This is a genomic window from Salinibacillus aidingensis, from assembly GCF_039522525.1.
In the GTDB taxonomy this organism is placed as follows: Bacteria; Bacillota; Bacilli; order Bacillales; family Alkalibacillaceae; genus Salinibacillus; species Salinibacillus aidingensis.
Genome location: NZ_BAAADO010000009.1, coordinates 68,835 through 89,909 on the forward strand (window position 1 = coordinate 68,835; position 21,075 = coordinate 89,909).

The following is a 21,075-nucleotide window of genomic DNA, read 5'->3' on the forward strand; positions in this document are numbered from 1 at the left end:
AAAGCGCTAAAGGATTAGCAGGGGAATGCATGGATTGGGTGAAGATTAGGTATGCTAAGAGTGTACAAACATTTACATATGAGGTGATCGATATGAGTGAACATACGCATGATCATGAGCATCATCATGACCATGATCACGAGGAAATTGATTATATTGAGGAGCTTATTGTGGATTTTAAGGAGGGCGCGACCCGCCTGCAGAAGGGTCTGCCTGAAATGACGAAAGGCTTTTTCGATTTTACCGAAGCCTGCTTTAAAGAAGGAGCGTTGTCTGAAAAGCACAAACAGCTCATGGCCCTTGGCATCAGTATTTATTCCCAGGATGAGTATTGTATCATGTACCACGCTAAAGGAGCTGTGGAGCATGGGGCAAGTGAGAAAGAGGTTATGGAAACCATTGCCGTAAGTGCGGCACTTGGGGGAGGGGCATCCTTCTCTCAGGGGGTTACCCTTGCGCTTGATACATTTGATCATTATCAGGCTAAGCATTAAATCATCAAAAGTCAGCATTCGATAAGAAAGTAGTTCAGTTCAGGAGGACAAAACGAATTTGTATCCCCTGACTGAACTACTTTTTTTATTATCATGTATTAACTAGTCGTAATCCTCCCGCTTCAAGTCCTGGGATTACGTCAACAATCGGTATAAAATTCCAGTAAGATTAGTACAGAAAGGAAACTTATTGCTGCCTGTGTTCGTATAACTAAACAAATCATAAAAGGAGGAGGGATGGCTTTGAAACAAACTCTAACCTTTGTAATCATGATCGTTATTGGAATTCTGTCAGCTTGCTCCAGTGACTCCAATCCATCTCAGGAGACAATTTCTAATTATCCTGAGAAGGTTCAGGATAAAGTTGCAGAGTTACCTGAAGAAATTAGAGAGACTTTAGTAGTCCCTGCAGAATTACCCGAGAATATGCGCGTTGTTGATTTTGATTATACAAGTGAACCTGTAAATGACCCTGACGGCAAAATCATTTTGACGACTTTCACATATGCAGGAGACAGCTCAAACTTATTACTGAACACGAAGTATGGAAATGTATCGTATGCGAATGAAAAAAGTAGTAAAACCGTTACTTTGGAAAATGGAATGGAGGCTAACGTATCTGAATCAAGTGTGAGATGGGAAAACGAAAATGGTCATCATCATGAATTATCACTGATAGAACCCCCTGATGGAACTGGTTCTGACGTAACAATGGATGATTTAATCGAAATAGCCAATTCGATGGAGTAAAGTGCTTTAGGAGATAGTGAGGTCGGGAAGTAAGACCATATAATGGGTTGGGAAGATGAGACAACTAACGAAGAAATGAGCGTTAAATGGCTACCCTTCAACGCTCATTTCATAAGACGTTTTTATTGATTAACCTCTTTGCAGGTAAGAGATCAAAAACCTCATCCGGCTACAGTGCGGGAGCTTCCGTCTATATTCGAAAGGGATCTGTCATTTTTTCTTAGCAATCTTTTCCCGGTCTGTCGCCATGGGCGGCTGCTCCAACCATCCATTTTTAATCATCAGATTCGCACAATCCTCAGCAAATGCCACTAATTCAGCGGTTAAGCGAGTATAATGAGCCCCTAAATCTCTTCTTGCATTCACGCTCATGGCTGTTCCGTAGAAAGCTATGGCAATCTGAGTGGAATACTGAATCTGATACATCATGTATTTATCAGAGAATGGAGCTTCGGTTGAATCAGTCACGAGTGCCTGTAATGATATAGGAGAGTTCAGTTTTTCTTCATTAAATATACTTTTAAACACTTCCGTATGTTTGTTGGAAATCTGCATTCCCCGCTCAATGATTTTTCGAACGTGCTTATCCGTACAGGTCTGGGCAAAGGCGATTTTTAATGCGATATGCAGGTTCATTTTATACATATTAAATGTTATGTCCCCGATTTCGAGGGAAGTAAGGGGGCGACGGTGACCAAACCAGCCCGTTAAAAAGCCCTGATCCGTTACAAAGGAGACCTGTTCTGCCTGGTTTACCACTGGTGGACGACTATACAGGCCCTTCGTAAGCATCGCTTGTGTAGTCTGGTCAAACAGCTCCATCGTCTCTGTATTACACTGGATAAAATAGCTTCGTAAATCAGACCGAATCGACGTACCTACAGACAACCCATACCCTGTAAGTCCCTGAAGACACATAATATATAAATAGTGGAGGTAAAAAGGCTCCTGGAATAGGGGGGGTACTTTTTTATTTACATCAGCTTCTGTAAATGCCTGAGGAGTAGGGTGATTTTCCTGTCTAAAAAACTCCGATACATGTGCCAGGTGTTTTTCAGACAAGGCTAAAGCTTTTTTATATAAACTTCGGATATCCTCGTCCTCAATATGTTCCAGGGCATACTCGAAAAAGCGCTGGGACATACTGTCAAACATATATTGTGTCCATAAACCGGATATTTCCGGTGCGGTTAATCGGACATGATGTTCGGTTTCCATCGGTCTTCCCCCTATAAGGATAGTCATGTTCTTATAATCTCAAACTTTTTCCCAAAATATACGGGGCAGCCAAAAAGAAAACCGGACCACATGGATTTGGGTCCGGTTTTATACTTATGAATGAATATCAAAGGCGATTTTTCCAAAGTTTTTTGAATCACGTAAATAGCTGAAGGCCTCTTTATAATCAGGGAGTGAAAAAATTCGGTCTACAACAGGTCTGATTTGATGCTTTTCCACAAAGGCCAGCATTTCTTTAAACTCTTCATGACTGCCCATTGTAGAGCCAAGCAGGTTAAATTGCCCGTAGAAAAATTTGCGGATGTCGATGTTTACTTCATCCTCAGTCGTCGCACCAAAGGTTACAATCGTCCCGCCTTTGCGAATGATACCAAGGGATTTGTTAAAGGTGGCCCGGCCAATGCTTTCAATCAAGAGATCGACCCGTTCATCCTTGAGTTCTTCCTTCCAATCAGATTCTGTTGGAATAGCGACATCCGCTCCAAGCTCCAGTGCCTTTTGCCGCTTCTCTTCACTTCTGGAAGTAACGATGACTCTGGCTCCGGCTGCTTTTGCAAACATTAAAATATAAGTCAGCACGCCACTTCCTATACCGGGAAGCATCACTGTGTCGCCTGATTGTACCTTACCCCGTGTAAAGAGGGCACGATAACCGGTTAGAGCTGCCAGTGGAAGCACACCAGCCTCTGTCCATGATAAATGTTCCGGTTTTTTTTCCACGTTTTCAGCCGGAATCGTGATATACTCGGCAAACGTTCCGTGATCAGGCATATTGAGAATTTTAAATCCTTCAGGTGGGGCCTCGCTTTTCTTCTGCCAGCCCAAGGAAGGATCGATAACCACTTCGTCACCGGCTTTTACATTTTTGACACCCTCACCGACGGCCTCTACAACACCTGCACCATCCGAGCCCATAATGAGTGGAGGCTGATCCGGTTTATGCCGGTGGAGCAGGGCGACATCGCGACGGTTCATGCCCCCGGTTTTCAGTTTGATTTTGACTTGTCCGGTGTTTACTTCCGGCTCATCCATGTCCTCATAAAACAGACCGTTGAGACCTTCCTGTTCTTTATGAACGATTGCTTTCATGATAAGCTTCCCCCTTTAGTTCCTGCCATAGCTGATTGGCGAATTGTGTTAATTTGTCCATATCAGAGACATCCTCTTCGTATAAAGGAATATGTAATAGATCCTGTTTTTTGAATGTCTTCCTGATTTCCTGTAAATAGGTTTCTTCCTGCTGTCTTCTCTTCCTTAAAAAGTCTCCATCGGCATGTTCAGGCAGTACTTTATTGACGATGAGTGTACGTACGTGCAGATGGTAGGAATCCAGCTGTTTTACCGCTGTTTGGGTTTCGAGTATGGGCAGACGTTCAGGAATCAGGACAAAGGTAAAACCGGTTTTTGAAGGATCTAAGAGGATGTCCCGTGCGTTGATAAATTTTTCCTTCCTTGTTTGTAAAACGTCAAAAATGGGATCCTCCACCGGTTCTCCATCATTAAGCAACTGAGTATAATTATCATTGATTTTCTTTCGTCTGTCTACCATGCCCTCCATCCATACGGTCATAAGCTCAGGCAGACTCAGCAGACGAATGGTGTGGCCGGTCGGTGCAGTGTCAAAAATAATTTTATCAAAATGATCGACTTCATTTAAAATAATGGACACGATCCGATCAAACAGAGCAGCTTCATCGGCACCTGGAGAAGCACTGGCCATATCAATTTGCCGGTGAACCTCTTCAACCATTCTTGATTTGACCAGTCCTTTAAGGTTGTCCTTCACCGATTCAATATATCTCTTTGACTCCTTTTCCGGATGAATCTCCATGCCCCAGAGATGTTCCCGAATTTTGACCGGCTGATCGTCTATTTTTTTATAGAAGATATCTCCAAGATTATGAGCAGGATCGGTGGATACAATTAAGGTTTTTTCCTCTTTCTTAGAGAAGGCCAGAGCAAGGGCGGCAGAGGCAGTGGATTTACCGACACCACCTTTGCCACCGACAAAAATGATCCGTTTTTTCAGCAATTCATTCATGTGATCCCCTCCAATGAACGTATGCGGATTAAATCCTTATTAGCAGCAGCGAATCCCCTCAAAAGGTGATTTTTCCATACCCATGCGTAAATGCCAATCATGAAAGCGATCAATGATGTAAGGGTATAACTCAAGTGTGTAATAAAAGGCTGGATTCGGGATTCCTAACATATCTGAATAAAGCAGCAGTAAAAAGAGATCATCCTCATCACGGAGCTCCCGTGCAACCTCCTGTTTGTGAGGGAGACGCAGGATTTCGTCGTACAGTTCAAATATTCGCTTCAGTGATTTCATCGTCAGTCTCCTTTCGATAAAGTGAAACTTCCATCAGTGGGGAGGGGTTTTCCATCCCCCCACTGATGGTTAGTTGAACGTATCAGGAATTTACTGGCCGTTTATCCCCCCCTTAGCCCTGATGGTTACTCTTAAGACTTGAAGAAGGGGTATTACGGCCGGTTAATGCGTGAATAAGTTCGGGCTGCCTTCCCTCCTGAAACCTGTTAGAACAAAGAGGGAAAAGCCGCACATCGACTGCGCGGCTTTGCTCTGGTATTAATCATTCGGTATTCCTGTGTTATGGTTCCTGGAAAGAACCGATATGGCGGTCAGGATAATCCAAATGGCAAAGATCAGAATAATGGCTCCGAATACAAACAGCAGCATATTTGCCTCTCCTCCGCCATAACCTGACCAGTCGAAAATTACCTGCTGGGCCATCGCCCATAAGGTCATAAACATGAGGAAGACCATTGGAATAATGGCTGGCCAGTAATTGCGGCCCTGTCGTTTCAGCCAAATCGCAATTAACAGTAAACTGATGCCGGCAAGCAGCTGATTAGATGTTCCGAATAACGGCCAGAGTAAGTATCCACCTGAACCAAATCCTCTTGATCCCTCAGGAAGCAGGGTCAAGACCGTACTGGATACAACAGCAATCGAGGTAGCTACATGCATTTTTGTCATTGGGCGGATGTTGTACTCTTCCCCTAATTCAGAAATGATATACCGCATGAGACGAACAGATGAGTCCAGTGTAGTCGCGGCAAAACTTACGACAATGACGGAAACAATGGTGGCTGCTACGGTTTCCGGTATACCTATGCCGGTTGCCAGTTGGGCTGCCCCGGCGACAAAGTTCCCAAGGCCTGTTTCACTTGCTGCTTCAAATCCGCTATAGGTGGCAGAAAAATCACTTAAGGTAGGGAAGAAGGTAACCACGGCAATAATGGAAATGAGCGCAAGAGCCCCTTCGCCAATGGCTCCTAAGTAACCCACCTGTCGTGCATCGGTTTCTTTATTAAGCTGTTTGGAGGTTGTACCTGAAGAGACTAATCCATGGAAACCTGAAATTGCCCCGCATGCAATCGTTATAAACAGCAGAGGAAACCAAGGTGTATCAGGATTGGCATTCGTAGCAGGTGCAGTTACCTGCGGAAGGGTAAACAGCAACCCTAAGTATAAGATGGATAAACCAACGACCAGCTGGTGGGAGTTAATATAATCTCTAGGCTGCAAAAGCTTCCAGACCGGTAACGTTGAAGCAATATACACATAAACCATCAGGATAACAATCCATACCAGAAAGGCCAAGGAGGTTGCATTCATGCCAAATAGGCCAGTCGCTCCCTCACCGCCAAAGTATCTGACAAGATCAATTTGCAGAGCAGGGACATAGCTTGCCAGTACAGCCGCTGCATACATTGCAGCAAGCGCAAATAAGGATGGAATCAACATACCGCCTTTTCTTTTATACACACGATAACCGATCCATATAGCTAAAGGAATTTGAATAAAGACAGAAAGTACACTGGATGGATTGGATATAAAGAGATTGGCGATTACCCAGGCAAACACGGCATTCACCATGAGAACCAGTAAGAGAATAATAAACAGGAATAAGATTTTGGCCCGCTGACCAATTAGTTTGTTTGCCAGGGTTCCCACAGACTGCCCTTTATTTCTTACGGACAAAACAATAGTTCCAAAATCGTGAACACCTGCAGCAAACATCGTACCCAGAACTACCCATAATAAAGCCGGGAGCCAGCCCCAATATACGGCAATGGCAGGTCCTAAAATCGGTGCTGCACCTGCAACGGACGTAAAGTGGTGCCCCCACAGAACCCATTTGTTTGTGGGCACAAAGTCAACACCATCATTGTAGCGGTTCGCAGGTGTGACATAGTTGGGATTGAGTCGAAAAATTTTCTCAGCCAGATATTTAGAATAAATACGATAACCTAGAAAAAACATGATTAAGCCAAAAACAGCTAAGACAATCCCGTTCATTTTCATACCCCTCCTTTTAAAATATTATGAACCTGTGATCAAATCTAGTAAACGCTTACACTTCGATTTTACTAGATTTATATGTTGAGGAAAAGACAAACATGTATGAAAGTTTGGAATAATTTGAATAATTAGTAAGGTGGACAGAAAACTGTAATGAAAATTTTGGGATCTCTCATTCTAATTTCCATAAGTGTCCTATACAAGAAGAAATTCCAGTGCATAAGGTGTAGTGTCAAAGACATAATAAAAGGAGGCTAGATGATGAGTTACGGTGGTTATGGATATGGCGGAGGCTTTGCGTTAATCGTTGTGCTGTTTATTTTGCTGATTATTATTGGAGCTTCTGCAGGCTATGGATACGGTGGTTACTAAAGAAACAGCTGAGGCTTCAATTGTTCAGTTGTGATTTTCTGGTTTGGAGGATTCCGGAGCTCGCGAACTGAACTCAAAATATAAGGCTCCCTTCAGCAGGGAGCCTTATGTATAGGCTGGAATAAAAAAACGGGTGCAGACCCGTTCATTTTTATGTGTATTGATTTTTTTCCCAATCTGAATATAAACCACTTCCGTCACACCCCATGCAATCCAATGGCGGAATATAATAGGCCTCACTATAGGGGACTACATTGAACCCTCTGCCACGGCACTCAGGACAAAAGCCTTTCGCCTGCATAAGAGCCCGTTTCTTTTCCCTGCGATTTTTTCTCCACCCATTAATGGATTGGAAGATACCCATTGATCCTTCACCACCTTAGTGTTTGATTGCTTGTTCATAGTTTGTGGAAATTAATGAATTTTATACATCTAAGTCGGAACTCATATTTTATGGTATAAAAAGAAGATGTAATGAGTGAGTCATTCTTTTCATCCTTTTGCATACGATGAGGTTCATGGGAACTTTTATCACGCATAAACTGGCCGTAATACCCCCACTTATGGAAGTTTCACTTTATAATGATTTTTTAATATCAGGGTATGATAAAAGTGACTGGCGGATAAAGCAGAGAGAGAAAGGGGTGCATTATGCCTCATAATACGCTTTTCATTAAAGAAGCTACAGCCCATGAAAATATTCAGGAGCTGGAAGAGTTGCTAATGAATGTATCCGGAGTTGAACGGGTGCTGGTCGATCCGGATGACGGGGAAATTAAAGTCGAATATAATGAAGATGAAATTGAATTGCAGGAAATTGCATCCAATATTGTTTCTCAAGGCTTTCATATTGAGACGTAATTTTCTTTTGCAGCGAAGTGGTTCCGCAATTATGTAAAAATGCTGAACCACTTCGCTTTGTTGTTTATTTAGTTGTTATTGTTGTTGTTGTTACGGTTGTTACGGTTGTTACGATTCTGCATGTCACGTGCATCATTTTCATTTGCAAACTCTGTGTTTTCGTCCACATTCAATTCCTGGTTGTTATTGTTGTTGTTGTTGTTGTTGTTGCGATTTCGATTCCTGTTTTTTTCCATTTTATCACCTCCTGCTCCTTACTTTTCCCAAAATCTGTATTGTCATACAAAAAAACTGAAGAAGTGTTAACAAATGACACCTGCCAGCTCCATAACCCGTCAAAGTAGTCAGTGTTTGGGGGTAATGATAAAATACTGTATAAAGAAAATAGTAAGATGTAATTTTATACTTAAGAGGTGATTTCCATGAAAACAAGTATACAATGGACGGATCGCATGGCCTTTGCAGGGGTGACTCCGTCCGGTCATGAAATTAAAATGGATGCAGCAGAAGAGGTGGGAGGCGTCAATAGCGGAGCCCGTCCGACTGAACTCTTAATGAACGCTGTTGCCGGATGTACCGGTATTGATATTATTTCCATACTGAAGAAAATGCGACTCGAGCCTGAATCCTTTCAAATGGATGTAGAAGGGGAACGGGCAGATGATCATCCTAAAAAATTTACTGATATTCATATTCATTATTCACTGGAAGGTGATTTACCCGAGGATAAAGTGGTAAGAGCCATTCAGCTGTCCAAAGATAAGTATTGCTCTGTTTCCCATTCCCTGTCAGCGAATATTACGGCCAGCTATTCTATTAATGGACAAAAAGGGGAAAAGGAATTGTAAAACAGGCAGTCAGACCTTTTTAAAACAGGTAATAATCATGAAAATAACCCCGAACCACATAAAAAGCGGTACGGGGTTATTTTTTAATGAAGAGGAAAATTGGACGCTTTATCCTTTATATATATGGGCTAAGCCTGTCCTGTCGATAAACCAGTTTATAAAGTATCTTAATATCCTAGGCTAAAAAGATAAAGTAAAACGTAAATAATAAGCACAGCACATACATAATGGGATGAACTTCCTTAAAGCGTTTTTGTGCCACCATCGCTAATGGATAAAGGATAAAACCTAGGGCGATACCGGTCGCCACACTTGAAGTCAGAGGCATCATGATAATCGTAATAAAGGATGGGATGACCACCTCAAGCTGACTCCAATTGATTTTGCTGATTTCCATCGCCATGAGGGATCCTACAATAATAAGAGCAGGTGCTGTTACTTCCGATGTAATGACGGACAGAATGGGTGAGAAAAACAGCGCAATAGCAAAGCAGGCAGCAATGATGACGGATGTAAAGCCTGTCCGTCCTCCTACAGCAATTCCTGCTGAGGATTCGACGCTCGTTGCCGGTGTGGATGTCCCCAGGATGGCTCCTATAGCACCAGCAGATGAATCTGCAAGCAGGGCCCGTCCTGCATTTGGTATTTTATTATCCTTCATAATCCCTGCCTGACTGGTAAGGGCAATTAACGCACCGGCCGTATCGAAAAAGGCCACAAATAAAAAGGTGAAAATGACGGCCAGTAATTCAGGGGTGAGAATCTGATCTAAATGGCCGAACACAACCCCGAAAGTAGGCTCCAGACTGGGAACATCACCTACGATGGAGGAGGGCATGCTGATGATTCCGAACACCATCCCGACGACCGTTGTGATGACCATTCCGTAGAAAATCCCGCCATTGATGCCTCTTACAAGCATCCATATGGTTATAACAAGGCCCAGTACAGCTAAGGCTGTCATAGGGGAGGTTAAGTTCCCAAGCGTGACAAATGTATCCGGATCAGAAACAACCATTCCGGCATTTTTCAAACCGATAAAGGCAATAAAAAAACCGATCCCCGAGGCAACCGCATGCTTTAAATCCTGAGGAATGACATTAATAATTTTTTCCCGGATTTTCAGTAAGCTCAGGATCATAAAAATAATTCCGGCAATAAAAACCCCTGTTAACGCCACAGGCCACTCTATTCCCATTCCAATCGTAACGGAAAAGGTGAAGAAGGAATTCAGCCCCATACTAGGCGCAATCGCAATCGGATAGTTCGAAAGTAAACCGATAAGCAGTGAACCAATGATGGCTGTCAGGGCTGTAGCTGTAAAGACGGCTCCCTTATCCATTCCCGACTGACTCAGGATAAGCGGATTGACAACTAAAATATACGCAACAGACAAAAAGGTCGTAATTCCTGCCAGGGATTCCTGTTTAAATGAAGTGTTCCGTTCTGCAAATTGAAAAAAGCTTTTCATGATGTCTGCATCTCCCATTCCATTTCGTTTAGTATATGAAAAAACTTTGGCCGCTAACAGCCAAAGTTGTCTACAAGGAATAGAAGATTTCACTCCATCTTACGTTTCCATTCCTTGTAGACAAGCTATTTACGGCAGCTTGGTAGAGACGTTCAGGCCCTATTCCTGAACTTATACAAGGTTTATATTCTATTAAAATAATAGAAGAATCATAACAAGTTTATTAGAGTACGTCAATGGAAAAATTTTAAACCTTTAAGTGCGGCTATACTGGAGGAAAAACGTTGTTAAACAGTAAATGGAATCAGAATACAGAATGAATGGTTCGATTGTTTCGTGTCTTTTAGGGTAAACTGAAAACAGGGAAAAATATGAGGAGGTGATGCCGTATGACCGCTAACTCTAAAGTCAATCGATTAATTGATGAAAAATCTCCCTACTTACTTCAGCATGCCTATAACCCTGTGAACTGGTTTCCATGGGGAGAGGAGGCTTTTGAAAAGGCAAAAAAGGAAGGAAAGCCTGTGTTTTTAAGCATTGGCTATTCGACTTGCCACTGGTGTCATGTCATGGCGCATGAATCCTTTGAGGATGAGGAAATGGCAGCTCTGCTTAATGAGCGGTTTGTATCGATAAAAGTGGATCGGGAGGAGCGGCCCGATTTGGATTCCATTTACATGAAGGTCTGTCAGATGATGACCGGACACGGGGGCTGGCCGCTCAGTGTTTTCTTAACTCCGGATAAGATTCCATTTTATTCCGGTACATATTTTCCAAAAGAGAGCAAGTATGGCATGCCGGGTTTTAAAGAAGTGATCACACAGCTCTACCGGAAGTTCAAGGAAGATCCGGAACATATAGCGGAAGTAACGGACAGTGTAACGAATGCTTTCGAGAAATTGAAGCAGAAAAAGGCAAAGGAACGGCTCACGATTGATAACACACATAAAGCCTATAAACAGCTGGGGCGAATGTTTGATCCAGAGTATGGGGGTTTTGGGGCAGCACCAAAATTTCCGTCGGCTCATAACTTAATGTTTTTAATGAAGTATTATCACCTGACAGGTAAGATCCCGGCCAGGCAAATGGTCGAAAAAACGTTAAAATCAATGGCTGATGGGGGATTGTTTGACCATATCGGCTTTGGTTTCACCCGTTATTCAACCGATGAAAAATGGCTGGTTCCCCATTTTGAGAAGATGCTGTATGATCAGGCGACATTAATCATGGCATACACAGAAGGTTATCAGCTTACGGAGAGTCCCAGGTGGAAACAAATCAGTGAGCAAACCATTGAATTTGTGCTAAGAGAAATGAGGAATAAAGAGGGAGCCTTCTTATCGGCGATTGACGCTGATTCAGAAGGTGAGGAAGGAAAGTACTATACATGGACAGAGGAAGAAATTTTTGATGTGCTTGGAGATGACCTCGGGGATCGTTTTTCGCAAGTTTATAATATTACTCCAGCCGGTAATTTTGAGGGAAAAAATATTCCAAACCAGATTGGAGTAAACAGGAAGAGAATTGCAGCGAACCATAAGATGACGATGGAGGAACTGCAGGAAGAAATGGAAGGCGCCCGGTTGAAGCTGCTTGAGGAAAGAGAACAGCGAGTGTACCCACATGTGGATGACAAAATATTGACATCGTGGAATGCCCTCATGATTGCTGCTCTTGCACGGGCCGGAAAGGTATTTGAAAGAAAACAGTATATAGAAGCTGCTCAAACAGCCATGGAGTTTGCGGAGAAGAAGCTTTTTGCAGATGGCCGGTTAATGGTTCGTTATCGTGATGGAGAGGTACAGAATAAAGGGTTTCTTGATGATTATGCCTTTTTATTATGGGCTTATATTGAGCTTTATGAGGCCACCTTTGATTTAGCTTATCTGCAGAAGGGCAAAGATATCGTCCGGGATCTGTTTGAATACTTTTGGGATGACGAGGAAGGAGCGTTTTATTTTTCCGGCTATGATAGCGAGACCTTATTGACGAGGGAAAAAGAAGTATACGATGGAGCTATCCCGTCCGGAAATAGTGTAGCGGTAGTGATGCTGCAAAAAATGGCCTATCTGACAGGTGAAATCGAGTGGCTGGATCGAGTGGAGGAGATGTACTACAGTTTTAAGGATGACATTGAAGGGGCATCCACTGGGAGTACATATTTCCTGCAAAGCTTGTTATTATTTGAAACTCCAACGAAAGAGGTTGTCGTTATCGGGAACCAAGGAGATGAACACCGGGAGAGGCTTCTGTCTGAGCTGAATAAAGCGTTTTTGCCAGATGTGTCGGTCCTTGTTGGAGAATCACCTGAGGAAATCGGCGAAGTGGCCCCGTTTGCGAGGGAATACCAGCAAATTGAGGATAAGACGACCGTGTATGTATGTGAACATTTTGCCTGTCAGCAGCCGACAACCAATGTGGATGAGGCCTTACAATCGATATTATCCTGATGTTGGCGTACAAGTCATCTTGTACGCTTTTTTAACATGAAAATAATGACCGGTAATACCCCCACATCAAGTCATTCATTAAACGAAATGTATAGGTAGAGGAAAATCTTCATGGATGAATTCTCGGTTGTTAGGCGAATTTAACTAGGTAAATGGCTTTAATTTACAATTGTAATCAAACTGTTAATGGAAAAGTTTGAATTTTTTGATAAACTATGTAATTAGTGGTTTACTCTTATAAAGAAATGGGTAAATATACAGAAAAAAATTACTTAATATGGGAGGAATTTGAAAAAGATGAAAGCTTCTGGATTGGTAAGAAAGGTTGATGAGCTGGGACGTATCGTGATCCCTATTGAATTAAGGAGGACCATGGATATTAACATTAAGGATCCGATCGAAATTTTTGTGGATGACGATATGATTGTTCTGAAGAAATTCCGCTCACATGAATCCTGCGTCATATGTGATAATGTGAAGGACACGGTTGATATTAAAGGAAAGAAAGTATGCTATGAATGTGCGGAAGAGATTCAGAATGCAGGAGAACTTCAGAAAATTTAATTTTATTGTATGGAAACAGGGCCGGAGAATGGGTTCCTGTTTATTTTTTTGCCATTGAAAACGAGAAATGATTTATACTTTTTTCCTCAATAGAAAAACTATAAATAGTCCTTGATCACGCATTAACTGTCGGTAATACCCCGCTGATGGAAGTTTCACTTTATAAAAGGAGGGAAATGTAATGAAGGATGAAATGGAATATAGTGATGACCATCGTTTTATTCCGGTTACCTCGCTTACAAGTGGGATCGGACAGGCAGTTACTTCCGATATTTACTGCTTTCCGATTCAAGTAGTGAATGTGGTGTTTCTGGGTGAGCCTGATACAGACAATTGGATGCTTGTAGATGCCGGCATGCCGAGGTCGGCAGATGATATTATTAAAGAAGTGGAAAATCGCTTCGGTGAGGATAAAGCTCCCCGTGGAATCATTCTGACGCATGGGCATTTTGATCACGTGGGTGCGATAGTGGAGCTGGTGGAGCATTGGGATGTGCCGGTTTATGCCCATGAAGCTGAGATTCCATATTTAACAGGAGAGAAAAGCTATCCTGAGCCTGATCCTACAGTTGAAGGCGGAATGGTGGCGAAAATGTCCCCTTATTTTCCAAATGAACCCGTGAATCTGGGGAATCATGTGCAGGCCTTACCAGCTGATGGCAGTGTTCCTCATCTTGAAGAGTGGAAATGGGTACATACACCGGGACATAGCCCGGGCCATGTATCATTTTTCCGTGAACAGGACCGCTCATTAATTGCTGGTGATGCATTTGTTACGGTAAAACAGGAAAATCTCTTTAAGGTTATGGTTCAGGAGCAGGAAATCAGTGGTCCTCCTCGTTATTTAACTCCGGATTGGCAGGCAGCCCGTGAGTCTGTACGAAAGCTTGAAGAGTTAAAACCGAATGTGGCTGTTACCGGACATGGGATTCCGATGTCCGGCGAGGAGCTTTCCTCACAGCTGAAATATCTGGTTGAACATTTTGATCGTATAGCTGTGCCGGATTACGGACGGTATGTAGATGGTCAGGATAAGGAGCATTAGGATTGGTCTTGAGATTGAATCATTTGTGATGATTATGCCTGGATAAGTTTTTATCCAGGCTTTAGTTATTGAATGTTGTGTTCATATGCTTCCTGATGTATATCAGGAATTTTGGGTTTTGAAGAATCAGGAATCGATAAAGTGAAACTTCCATCAGTGGGGGTTTTCTCCATTCCCCACTGATGGTTAGTTGAACTTATCAGGAATTTACTGGCCGTTTATCCCCCACTTAGTCTTCTTGGGGTACCCTCAAGACTTGAAGTGGGCGTATTACGGCCAGTTAATACGTGATAAATTTAAAATATATAGACGCAAAAATCCCTTTTATCCATACAGGGGGGTTCACAATTTTCAAAATTAGCGTTATAACTGGAATAATACCAGTTTTAGGAGAGTGATAGAATGAAGGCAATTCAAACGAATCAGGCACCGCAGGCCATTGGACCATACTCACAGGCAGTGGAGGCTGGAGGTTTTCTGTATGTTTCCGGGCAAATCCCGATAAATCCGGAAAATGGGGAAATTGCCACCGGGATTGTCAATCAGACCGAGCAGGTGATGAAAAATATCAAAGCGATCCTGTCAGAGGCTGGTCTTAGCTTTTCCAATGTTGTGAAGTTTACCATCTACACAACGTCCATGGAAGACTTCCCAACCATCAACGATACATACGCCAAATTTCTGGAAGAGCCCTATCCGGCCAGAGCTACTGTAGAAGTCAGTAAGCTGCCTAAAGATGTTCTCGTGGAAATCGATGCGGTAGCGTTTAAATAATCTGGGGACTGTCCCCACATGCTTTAAAGTGTTAAAGTCACCTCGTCATCATCGGGTATGCCAGGTTTATTTACTGGTCTTTTTTCCCATACTTCCTTATATGATGATAGGGGTGATTTTTTGGGTCTTTTATATGGGATCGCCATTTTAAATATTCTGGATGGGGGTTTTACGTCTCTTGGGTTGTACGCTGGTGTTATTGAAGAGCAAAATCCACTCATGAAGGCACTGTGGACTACTCATCCGCTCTATTTCGCAGGGGTGAAGCTTGGGCTATCCTTATTACTAATTCTCATTGGGCATCGAATGACGAAAGCTATTTTAAAGAAATGGCGGCTTTTATATCTATCTGTTCTCCTTCTATACAGCTCAGTCTTAGGTATGCACCTCTTTTGGATTCATCATTTTATTTAAAGAAAAGAAAAACATGAATCATTGCCTCCTGACCCTTTTCAAAGGACTGTGAGACAACAATTCATGCCTGGATAGTGCTTCCGTTCTTATTGATTTTTCGGGATTTCCGTAAACATTCCTGCATAGTAATTCTCTTTACCAGTTTCATCCTTAATGGTACTGATGGTTAACCACTCTCGGTAAATCTCACCATTTTTACGCTTGTTCCAGATTTCTCCCTGCCAGAAGCCATTTTCCCGAATGTCTTCCCACATATCCTTATAAAAGTTCTCACGCATACCTGCATCCACTTCGGTTAATCCAAAATGGGAAACAAGGAAGTTTGGTAAATAAACGGTAAACGCCACAAATGAACCAAATGTCAGGAAGTAGAGATACTCAGGAACCAAAGTGTACTATTGCGGTAAACATTCTTAATCTGCTCCATTAAAGGCGTTACATTTTTTTCTTACTTACGATCTCCGAATAAGAAGACTAGTAATGCAAATACAATTAACAGGATTAAATAAAATCGAATGGTCATGCGCCAGCCAAAGGCTTCAGCTATAATTGGAGCGGCAAAGGTTGAAATAGCCGTTCCCACGTTACCTACCCCATAAATTCCGTTTACAAAAGATTTTTAAGAAACGATAGTTAGTGAAAAAAAAGTGAACATTCTCGTAATTTTTTATGTCGAACTCTTTTGTAATACATGGTGTTTTGCAGGAATAAATATGTCGGCATAGATGCTCGGGCTGTACATACAATTCCGTACTTTTTTATGTATTTCTAACTTTATTCCTTTTTCCTGTTTAAATCGATTCAATCGTAATGTGTCCTGTTAGGAGGGGGAGCCTTGACCAAGGTTATTCAGGTAGTCGGCTACAAAAATGCCGGAAAAACGACCATGATGGAGTTATTTGTGGATTATTTTGTACAGAAAGGCTACCGGGTGGGAACGATTAAGCATGATGGACATGAGTTTGAAATGGATCATGAATATACGGATACATGGCGGCACAGCAAGGCCGGCGCTCATGTAACAGCTATCACATCCCGGCAAAAATCCGCGATCGTAAAGCAGCAACCAATGAGCCTAGATGAAATGATTCAGCAAATGGATCAGGATGTGGACCTTATTTTTGTGGAAGGGTTTAAGAAAGCAGATTTTCCTAAAGTTGTGATGCTTAAAGAGAGACAGGATCTTTCTTTACTTCAAAGCCTTACGAATGTAGTGGCCTGCATCACCTGGTTTTCGGACTGCTTATGGGAAGACGAGACGTTTTCGATAGAAGAAAAGCAGAAGGTATGTTATTTTCTGAATAAGAAAGTGATTCAAAAGGGAGGACATTAGGATGACCACGGACGTTTTTCAAAAGCCTTTTGTCGTAACAGAAACACCTTTATCTATAGATCGAGCTATGCAGCAGGTGACAAATCCAAAGGCCGGTGCTGTGAATCTTTTTGTTGGCACGGTCAGAGAATGGACAGGAGATAAACAGACACAGTATTTGGAATATGAAGCTTATGTGGAAATGGCGGAAAAGATGCTGCAGAAGATTGGCACGGAAATACAGGAGAAATGGCCGGGGGCACGGGTGACGATTCAGCACCGGATTGGAAGGATGGAAATTTCAGATATTGCTGTGATTGTGGCCGTATCCACCCCGCACCGCAATGAATCCTACGAGGCTTCCCGTCATGGTATTGAGCGGATTAAACAGATGGTTCCGATCTGGAAAAAGGAGTTCTGGACGGATGGAGAGTCATGGGTCGGCAACCAGCAGGAAACCGTTGCTTATCCTGAAGGGAAACCTGAGAATGGAGGGGAGACGAATGGTTAAAATCTTATTTTTTGCCGGACTTGCTGAGAAAACAGGCAAACGGGAAATGCAAATCGATGAAGGAACCAACTGGCAGGTAGGACAGCTGCGGGAATGGCTTCAGGAACAGTATCCACAGGCCAAAAGTGAACTGTCTCATTCCATGATTGCGGTTAATGAGGAATATGCAACGAAGGACGAATGGATAAATGACCAGGATGTTGTTGCCTTTATTCCTCCTGTTAGTGGCGGTTAATGGGATTTAGGGTCGACTGTACTTTTAACTGATGATAGCGACAAGATATGCCACAAAACGCTGGGAAAACAGACCGGTAATAGATGGGGAAATATACATACAGGAGGTTTTTCGCTTGGAAGGTTTTACACACTTTAATAAACAGGGCCGTGCGAATATGGTCGATATTTCGGAAAAACAAGAAACCGGACGCACAGCCGTTGCGTTTTCACAGGTAAAAATGAACGAAGAGGTATGGGCGGCAGTTCAGGAAGGCAATATGAAAAAAGGGGATGTGCTGGCGGTGGCCCAGACTGCCGGCATTATGGGAGGAAAGAAAACTTCAGATCTCATCCCAATGTGCCATCCGTTGATGCTGACCAAACTGGACATCCAATTTGAATTTCCGGAAACAGGACTGATTGAAATTTATGTAACGGTCAAAACCAAAGGCTCCACAGGCGTTGAAATGGAGGCATTAACAGCTGCCAGCGTGACTGGATTAACCATTTATGATATGTGTAAAGCGATGGATAAAGGCATGGAATTGGGACCCACCTATTTATTGGAAAAAGAGGGCGGGAAGAGCGGTCATTATCAGAGGGGATAGGGTCTTCTGGATAACTTTTGTACAAAAAATCGTACAGATAAAATCAGAACATTTTGGGAATAGTCAATCTATTGAGAAACATACGATATAGCATACTAACCAGGAGACTAAATCGCACATGATTTGGTCTCTTATTTTTTCTTTGTACATGAGTGAATTTTGGTATTAATGCAAGAATTAGCATACAAAAACAGATCTAAATCAGCATAATTGAAATAGCTATGATAAAGGTATTATAAAGCTTTGTGATGTAATGATCTTAAATTAACGGACAGAAGATTTTTTAAAATTTTTACTTAGGTTAACCTTAATTATATATAGGAAATCCTGTCTCCTATTTATCATGATTATACGAAATTTAGTATGTAGCTCTTTTTCAGACATATGTTATGAAATCAATTGTTTTAGTTAATGTTATAAGTAGAAAGTATCTTAATGTTAAGACCAGTCTAAAAAGTAAAATAAATTTATGATAAAATAGTATTCAAATTATTAATTTCGGAGTGGTATTATGAGTAAATTTATAGATTTTTTAGAGAAAATCAATACAAAAGCTGCTCAATATGCAAATGATATGGAAAAAATATTATATGATTCTCCTAGCAGTGCCATTGTGGAAGCAAGAAAATTTGCTGAAATTATCGTAAATGACGTTTTTGAAAAAGAAGATGACATTGATGCTCCCTATAAATCAAGTTTATTTGAAAAAATATCATATCTATCTAAGGATGGTACTTTAGATAGAAACATTCAAAAATCTTTAGACACTGTGAGAATTACTGGGAATAAAGCAGCTCATCCAGGAGAGAACAATGAACTTGCAGATGCATTTAAATTACATAAAGAAATGTACAATATTGCAATTTGGTATTACGAAGTGTACACGACTAATCAATTAACAATACCAGTTTATGAAAGACCAAAACCTCCAAACAATCAAGAAAATGTACAAGAATTAGTAAAAAAACAATTACAACAATTAATTGCTAGTGGTGGATTAGAGTTTGTCAATAATGAACGAGAAAATAATGTTCCTGAGAATAGCGATACTCCTGAGGAACAAAATGAAGAAGACAATACTAACAATATGCAGGTATTAAGAAAAGACTTACCTCAAGGACATAGTTACTTATTAAGGGAAATCCGTAGACTTAAGGATTCTTCACAGGAAGCTATTGAAAATGCGAATCATTTTAGTCACTTCAAAGATTATTTACATGTTGATCGTAAAGTTCAATTAGACCTTGAAAAAATCTTAGAAAAAAACCTTGAAAGTAAAAAAGGCAAATTGATCCTCTTATGCGGAAATGTGGGGGATGGTAAATCACACTTATTGGCTTATTTAAAACAGAAAAAACCAGATTTAGTAAAAAATTATAAAATATTCAATGATGCAACTGAAAGTTTTTCCCCGAATAAAGATGCAATGGAAACACTTTCTGAAGTCCTAAGCGGTTTTTCGGATCAATTCATTGATGAAACTAATGATCATATAATCTTGGCAATAAACATGGGTGTGTTACATAACTTTATAACATCAAATCATTCAGGATATACCTATGAAAGACTTAAAGAATTTATATTTAAAAGTAATTTGTTTTCTCAGAGCATTTCTGCTCATTTCAGTAATGAGAACTTTGATATACTAAGTTTTGGTGACTACCAATCATTTGAATTAACTAATAATGGACCCATATCGACTTTCTATTCAACGTTAATGGAAAGGGTTACAATGAAGAATGAAGATAATCCATTTTATCTGGCCCTAAAAGAAGATGAAAAGAATGGTATTCACACTATGGTTCATGAAAATTACAAATTACTTCAAAATGAAATAGTGCAAAACCAGGTTGTATGGCTAATTATAGAAAGTATAGTTAAAGAAAAGCTGGTTATATCTGCAAGAGCATTCTTGAATTTTATCGCTGATGTTGTGATACCTGACAAAATCGACCAGGTAGATTTAATGTCTGAGTTTGACGTCCTAAACTATTCTTTACCGAATTTACTATTTGATAGAAGTGAACGTTCTGATGTATTGAATGCAATTTCTAAACTTGACCCAATTCACTATAGGTCAATATATATTGATGACCTTGTTATCAATTTAAATACGTTAAGCAATTGGTATTCCATTATTGACGAAAATATTAAAACAGATATAGCTAAAAAATGGTTAACTCCTCTAGTTGGTAAAGATACATTAATTGGATATTCATTTACCATTTTTATAAAATCCTTTATTCGATTAACATATTTAACAAATGCGACATTCGCAAAAAATGTTTCGGATAAAACCTATATAGAATTTTTACAAAACCTATATTATTTTAATAAAGGACAAATGAAGAAGATAAAAGAATTTTATGAAGAAGTTAAAACGGCCATTTTTAAATGGAAAGGTTCCCCTAAAAAGGATTATGTTTATATAAATAAAGAATCAGATAAATTTAGATTAGCTCAAAAAATGAATTTAAAGCCAACTATTGACCATATAAATCCAAATGAAAATGAAGTGCTTGAAACATTTAAACCGACTATAATATTGGCATATCAAGATATAAATAATAAAAATACAATTCAGCTAGATATTGATTTTCCATTATACAATCTTTTGACTAGAGTCCAAGAAGGGTATAGACCGAACAAAAAGGATGAAGAGGACGCAATTAAGTTTATGGAGTTTCTCGATAAGCTTATGTCATTTGGTCAAAAGAAGGATGAAATGCTTGTTTATTTCAAAGCTGACCAAAGATATTATTCAATAAGTAAGGATGATTTTGGATCTTTCGTTTTTGAAAGGGAGTAATAGG

At 40.9% G+C, this 21,075-nt stretch carries 23 protein-coding genes, 1 pseudogene and 1 riboswitch; of the genes and pseudogenes, 15 read left to right on the forward strand and 9 right to left on the reverse strand.

The genetic code is table 11. From position 1 onward, the window contains the following. Positions 1–92 precede the first annotated feature (92 nt). On the forward strand, positions 93–494 hold the full coding sequence (locus tag ABD006_RS16805) for a carboxymuconolactone decarboxylase family protein (protein ID WP_343843608.1): 402 nt from the start codon (positions 93–95) through the stop codon (positions 492–494). A gap of 243 nt (positions 495–737) precedes the next feature. After that, positions 738–1,244: a hypothetical protein gene (locus ABD006_RS16810; RefSeq protein ID WP_343843610.1), complete on the forward strand. Its 507-nt coding sequence runs from the start codon at positions 738–740 to the stop codon at positions 1,242–1,244. Between the two features lie 210 nt (positions 1,245–1,454). On the opposite strand, the gene ABD006_RS16815 is transcribed toward ABD006_RS16810, so the two are convergent. From ABD006_RS16815 to ABD006_RS16835, 5 genes are all read right to left on the reverse strand, one after another. Continuing rightward, positions 1,455–2,462 (reverse strand): DUF3231 family protein, encoded by a 1,008-nt coding sequence (locus tag ABD006_RS16815; protein WP_343843612.1) that lies wholly within the window; start codon positions 2,460–2,462, stop codon positions 1,455–1,457. A gap of 114 nt (positions 2,463–2,576) precedes the next feature. Beyond that, a complete protein-coding gene (locus tag ABD006_RS16820) occupies positions 2,577–3,572 on the reverse strand; it encodes a zinc-binding dehydrogenase (RefSeq protein ID WP_343843614.1) in 996 nt (331 codons plus the stop codon). Next, the gene (locus tag ABD006_RS16825) at positions 3,553–4,524 is read right to left on the reverse strand and encodes an ArsA family ATPase (protein ID WP_343843616.1); all 972 of its coding nucleotides are present in this window, start codon (positions 4,522–4,524) and stop codon (positions 3,553–3,555) included. The genes ABD006_RS16820 and ABD006_RS16825 overlap by 20 nt, the downstream gene beginning before the upstream one ends. 39 nt (positions 4,525–4,563) lie before the next feature. Continuing rightward, positions 4,564–4,818 (reverse strand): cory-CC-star protein, encoded by a 255-nt coding sequence (locus ABD006_RS16830; protein WP_343843618.1) that lies wholly within the window; start codon positions 4,816–4,818, stop codon positions 4,564–4,566. A gap of 258 nt (positions 4,819–5,076) precedes the next feature. Continuing rightward, positions 5,077–6,813 carry a carbon starvation CstA family protein gene (locus tag ABD006_RS16835; protein WP_343843620.1) on the reverse strand — a complete coding sequence of 579 codons (1,737 nt, stop codon included), beginning with the start codon at positions 6,811–6,813 and terminating at the stop codon, positions 5,077–5,079. 264 nt (positions 6,814–7,077) lie between these two features. On the opposite strand from ABD006_RS16835, the gene ABD006_RS16840 reads away from it, so the two are divergent. Then, a complete protein-coding gene (locus ABD006_RS16840) occupies positions 7,078–7,188 on the forward strand; it encodes a YjcZ family sporulation protein (protein WP_304952207.1) in 111 nt (36 codons plus the stop codon). Between the two features lie 151 nt (positions 7,189–7,339). Here the strand turns inward: ABD006_RS16840 and ABD006_RS16845 are convergent, their stop codons facing one another. Beyond that, on the reverse strand, positions 7,340–7,552 hold the full coding sequence (locus ABD006_RS16845; protein ID WP_343843624.1) for a methionine aminopeptidase: 213 nt from the start codon (positions 7,550–7,552) through the stop codon (positions 7,340–7,342). Between the two features lie 287 nt (positions 7,553–7,839). On the opposite strand from ABD006_RS16845, the gene ABD006_RS16850 reads away from it, so the two are divergent. Continuing rightward, entirely contained in the window at positions 7,840–8,049 is a 210-nt protein-coding gene (locus ABD006_RS16850) for a heavy-metal-associated domain-containing protein (protein WP_343843626.1), read from the forward strand. Between the two features lie 68 nt (positions 8,050–8,117). Here the strand turns inward: ABD006_RS16850 and ABD006_RS16855 are convergent, their stop codons facing one another. Beyond that, a complete protein-coding gene (locus ABD006_RS16855; RefSeq protein WP_343843627.1) occupies positions 8,118–8,285 on the reverse strand; it encodes a hypothetical protein in 168 nt (55 codons plus the stop codon). Positions 8,286–8,471: 186 nt separating this feature from the next. On the opposite strand from ABD006_RS16855, the gene ABD006_RS16860 reads away from it, so the two are divergent. Then, the gene (locus ABD006_RS16860; RefSeq protein WP_343843628.1) at positions 8,472–8,897 is read left to right on the forward strand and encodes an OsmC family protein; all 426 of its coding nucleotides are present in this window, start codon (positions 8,472–8,474) and stop codon (positions 8,895–8,897) included. Between the two features lie 175 nt (positions 8,898–9,072). Here ABD006_RS16860 and ABD006_RS16865 read toward each other — a convergent pair whose 3' ends face one another. Continuing rightward, on the reverse strand, positions 9,073–10,368 hold the full coding sequence (locus ABD006_RS16865) for an NCS2 family permease (RefSeq protein ID WP_343843629.1): 1,296 nt from the start codon (positions 10,366–10,368) through the stop codon (positions 9,073–9,075). A gap of 97 nt (positions 10,369–10,465) precedes the next feature. After that, a riboswitch (purine riboswitch) is annotated at positions 10,466–10,567 on the reverse strand. Between the two features lie 190 nt (positions 10,568–10,757). Here ABD006_RS16865 and ABD006_RS16870 point away from each other — a divergent pair. The 5 genes from ABD006_RS16870 (at position 10,758) to ABD006_RS16890 (ending at position 15,615) form a co-directional block, all read left to right on the forward strand. Next, positions 10,758–12,818 (forward strand): thioredoxin domain-containing protein, encoded by a 2,061-nt coding sequence (locus ABD006_RS16870; protein WP_343843632.1) that lies wholly within the window; start codon positions 10,758–10,760, stop codon positions 12,816–12,818. A gap of 297 nt (positions 12,819–13,115) precedes the next feature. After that, the gene (locus tag ABD006_RS16875; protein ID WP_343843634.1) at positions 13,116–13,382 is read left to right on the forward strand and encodes an AbrB/MazE/SpoVT family DNA-binding domain-containing protein; all 267 of its coding nucleotides are present in this window, start codon (positions 13,116–13,118) and stop codon (positions 13,380–13,382) included. A 181-nt stretch (positions 13,383–13,563) separates the two neighbouring features. Then, on the forward strand, positions 13,564–14,427 hold the full coding sequence (locus tag ABD006_RS16880) for an MBL fold metallo-hydrolase (protein WP_343843636.1): 864 nt from the start codon (positions 13,564–13,566) through the stop codon (positions 14,425–14,427). Positions 14,428–14,829: 402 nt separating this feature from the next. Then, positions 14,830–15,201 (forward strand): RidA family protein, encoded by a 372-nt coding sequence (locus ABD006_RS16885; protein ID WP_343843638.1) that lies wholly within the window; start codon positions 14,830–14,832, stop codon positions 15,199–15,201. A gap of 120 nt (positions 15,202–15,321) precedes the next feature. Further along, a complete protein-coding gene (locus ABD006_RS16890) occupies positions 15,322–15,615 on the forward strand; it encodes a DUF5658 family protein (protein WP_343843640.1) in 294 nt (97 codons plus the stop codon). A 194-nt stretch (positions 15,616–15,809) separates the two neighbouring features. On the opposite strand, the pseudogene ABD006_RS16895 reads toward ABD006_RS16890, so the two are convergent. Then, a pseudogene (locus ABD006_RS16895) lies at positions 15,810–16,228 on the reverse strand (MFS transporter); the annotation flags it as partial. A gap of 222 nt (positions 16,229–16,450) precedes the next feature. Between ABD006_RS16895 and mobB the strand changes: the two are divergent. From mobB to dptF, 5 genes are all read left to right on the forward strand, one after another. After that, the gene (mobB, locus tag ABD006_RS16900; RefSeq protein ID WP_343843642.1) at positions 16,451–16,948 is read left to right on the forward strand and encodes a molybdopterin-guanine dinucleotide biosynthesis protein B; all 498 of its coding nucleotides are present in this window, start codon (positions 16,451–16,453) and stop codon (positions 16,946–16,948) included. A 1-nt stretch (position 16,949) separates the two neighbouring features. After that, positions 16,950–17,438, forward strand: a complete 489-nt coding sequence (locus ABD006_RS16905) for a molybdenum cofactor biosynthesis protein MoaE (RefSeq protein WP_044156920.1) — start codon at positions 16,950–16,952, stop codon at positions 17,436–17,438. After that, on the forward strand, positions 17,431–17,673 hold the full coding sequence (moaD, locus tag ABD006_RS16910) for a molybdopterin converting factor subunit 1 (protein WP_343843644.1): 243 nt from the start codon (positions 17,431–17,433) through the stop codon (positions 17,671–17,673). The genes ABD006_RS16905 and moaD overlap by 8 nt, the downstream gene beginning before the upstream one ends. A 115-nt stretch (positions 17,674–17,788) precedes the next feature. Beyond that, positions 17,789–18,262 (forward strand): cyclic pyranopterin monophosphate synthase MoaC, encoded by a 474-nt coding sequence (gene moaC, locus ABD006_RS16915; RefSeq protein ID WP_343843646.1) that lies wholly within the window; start codon positions 17,789–17,791, stop codon positions 18,260–18,262. 511 nt (positions 18,263–18,773) lie between these two features. Then, positions 18,774–21,071, forward strand: coding sequence for a DNA phosphorothioation-dependent restriction protein DptF (gene dptF, locus ABD006_RS16920; RefSeq protein WP_343843649.1), 2,298 nt, complete (start codon positions 18,774–18,776; stop codon positions 21,069–21,071). Positions 21,072–21,075 lie beyond the last annotated feature (4 nt).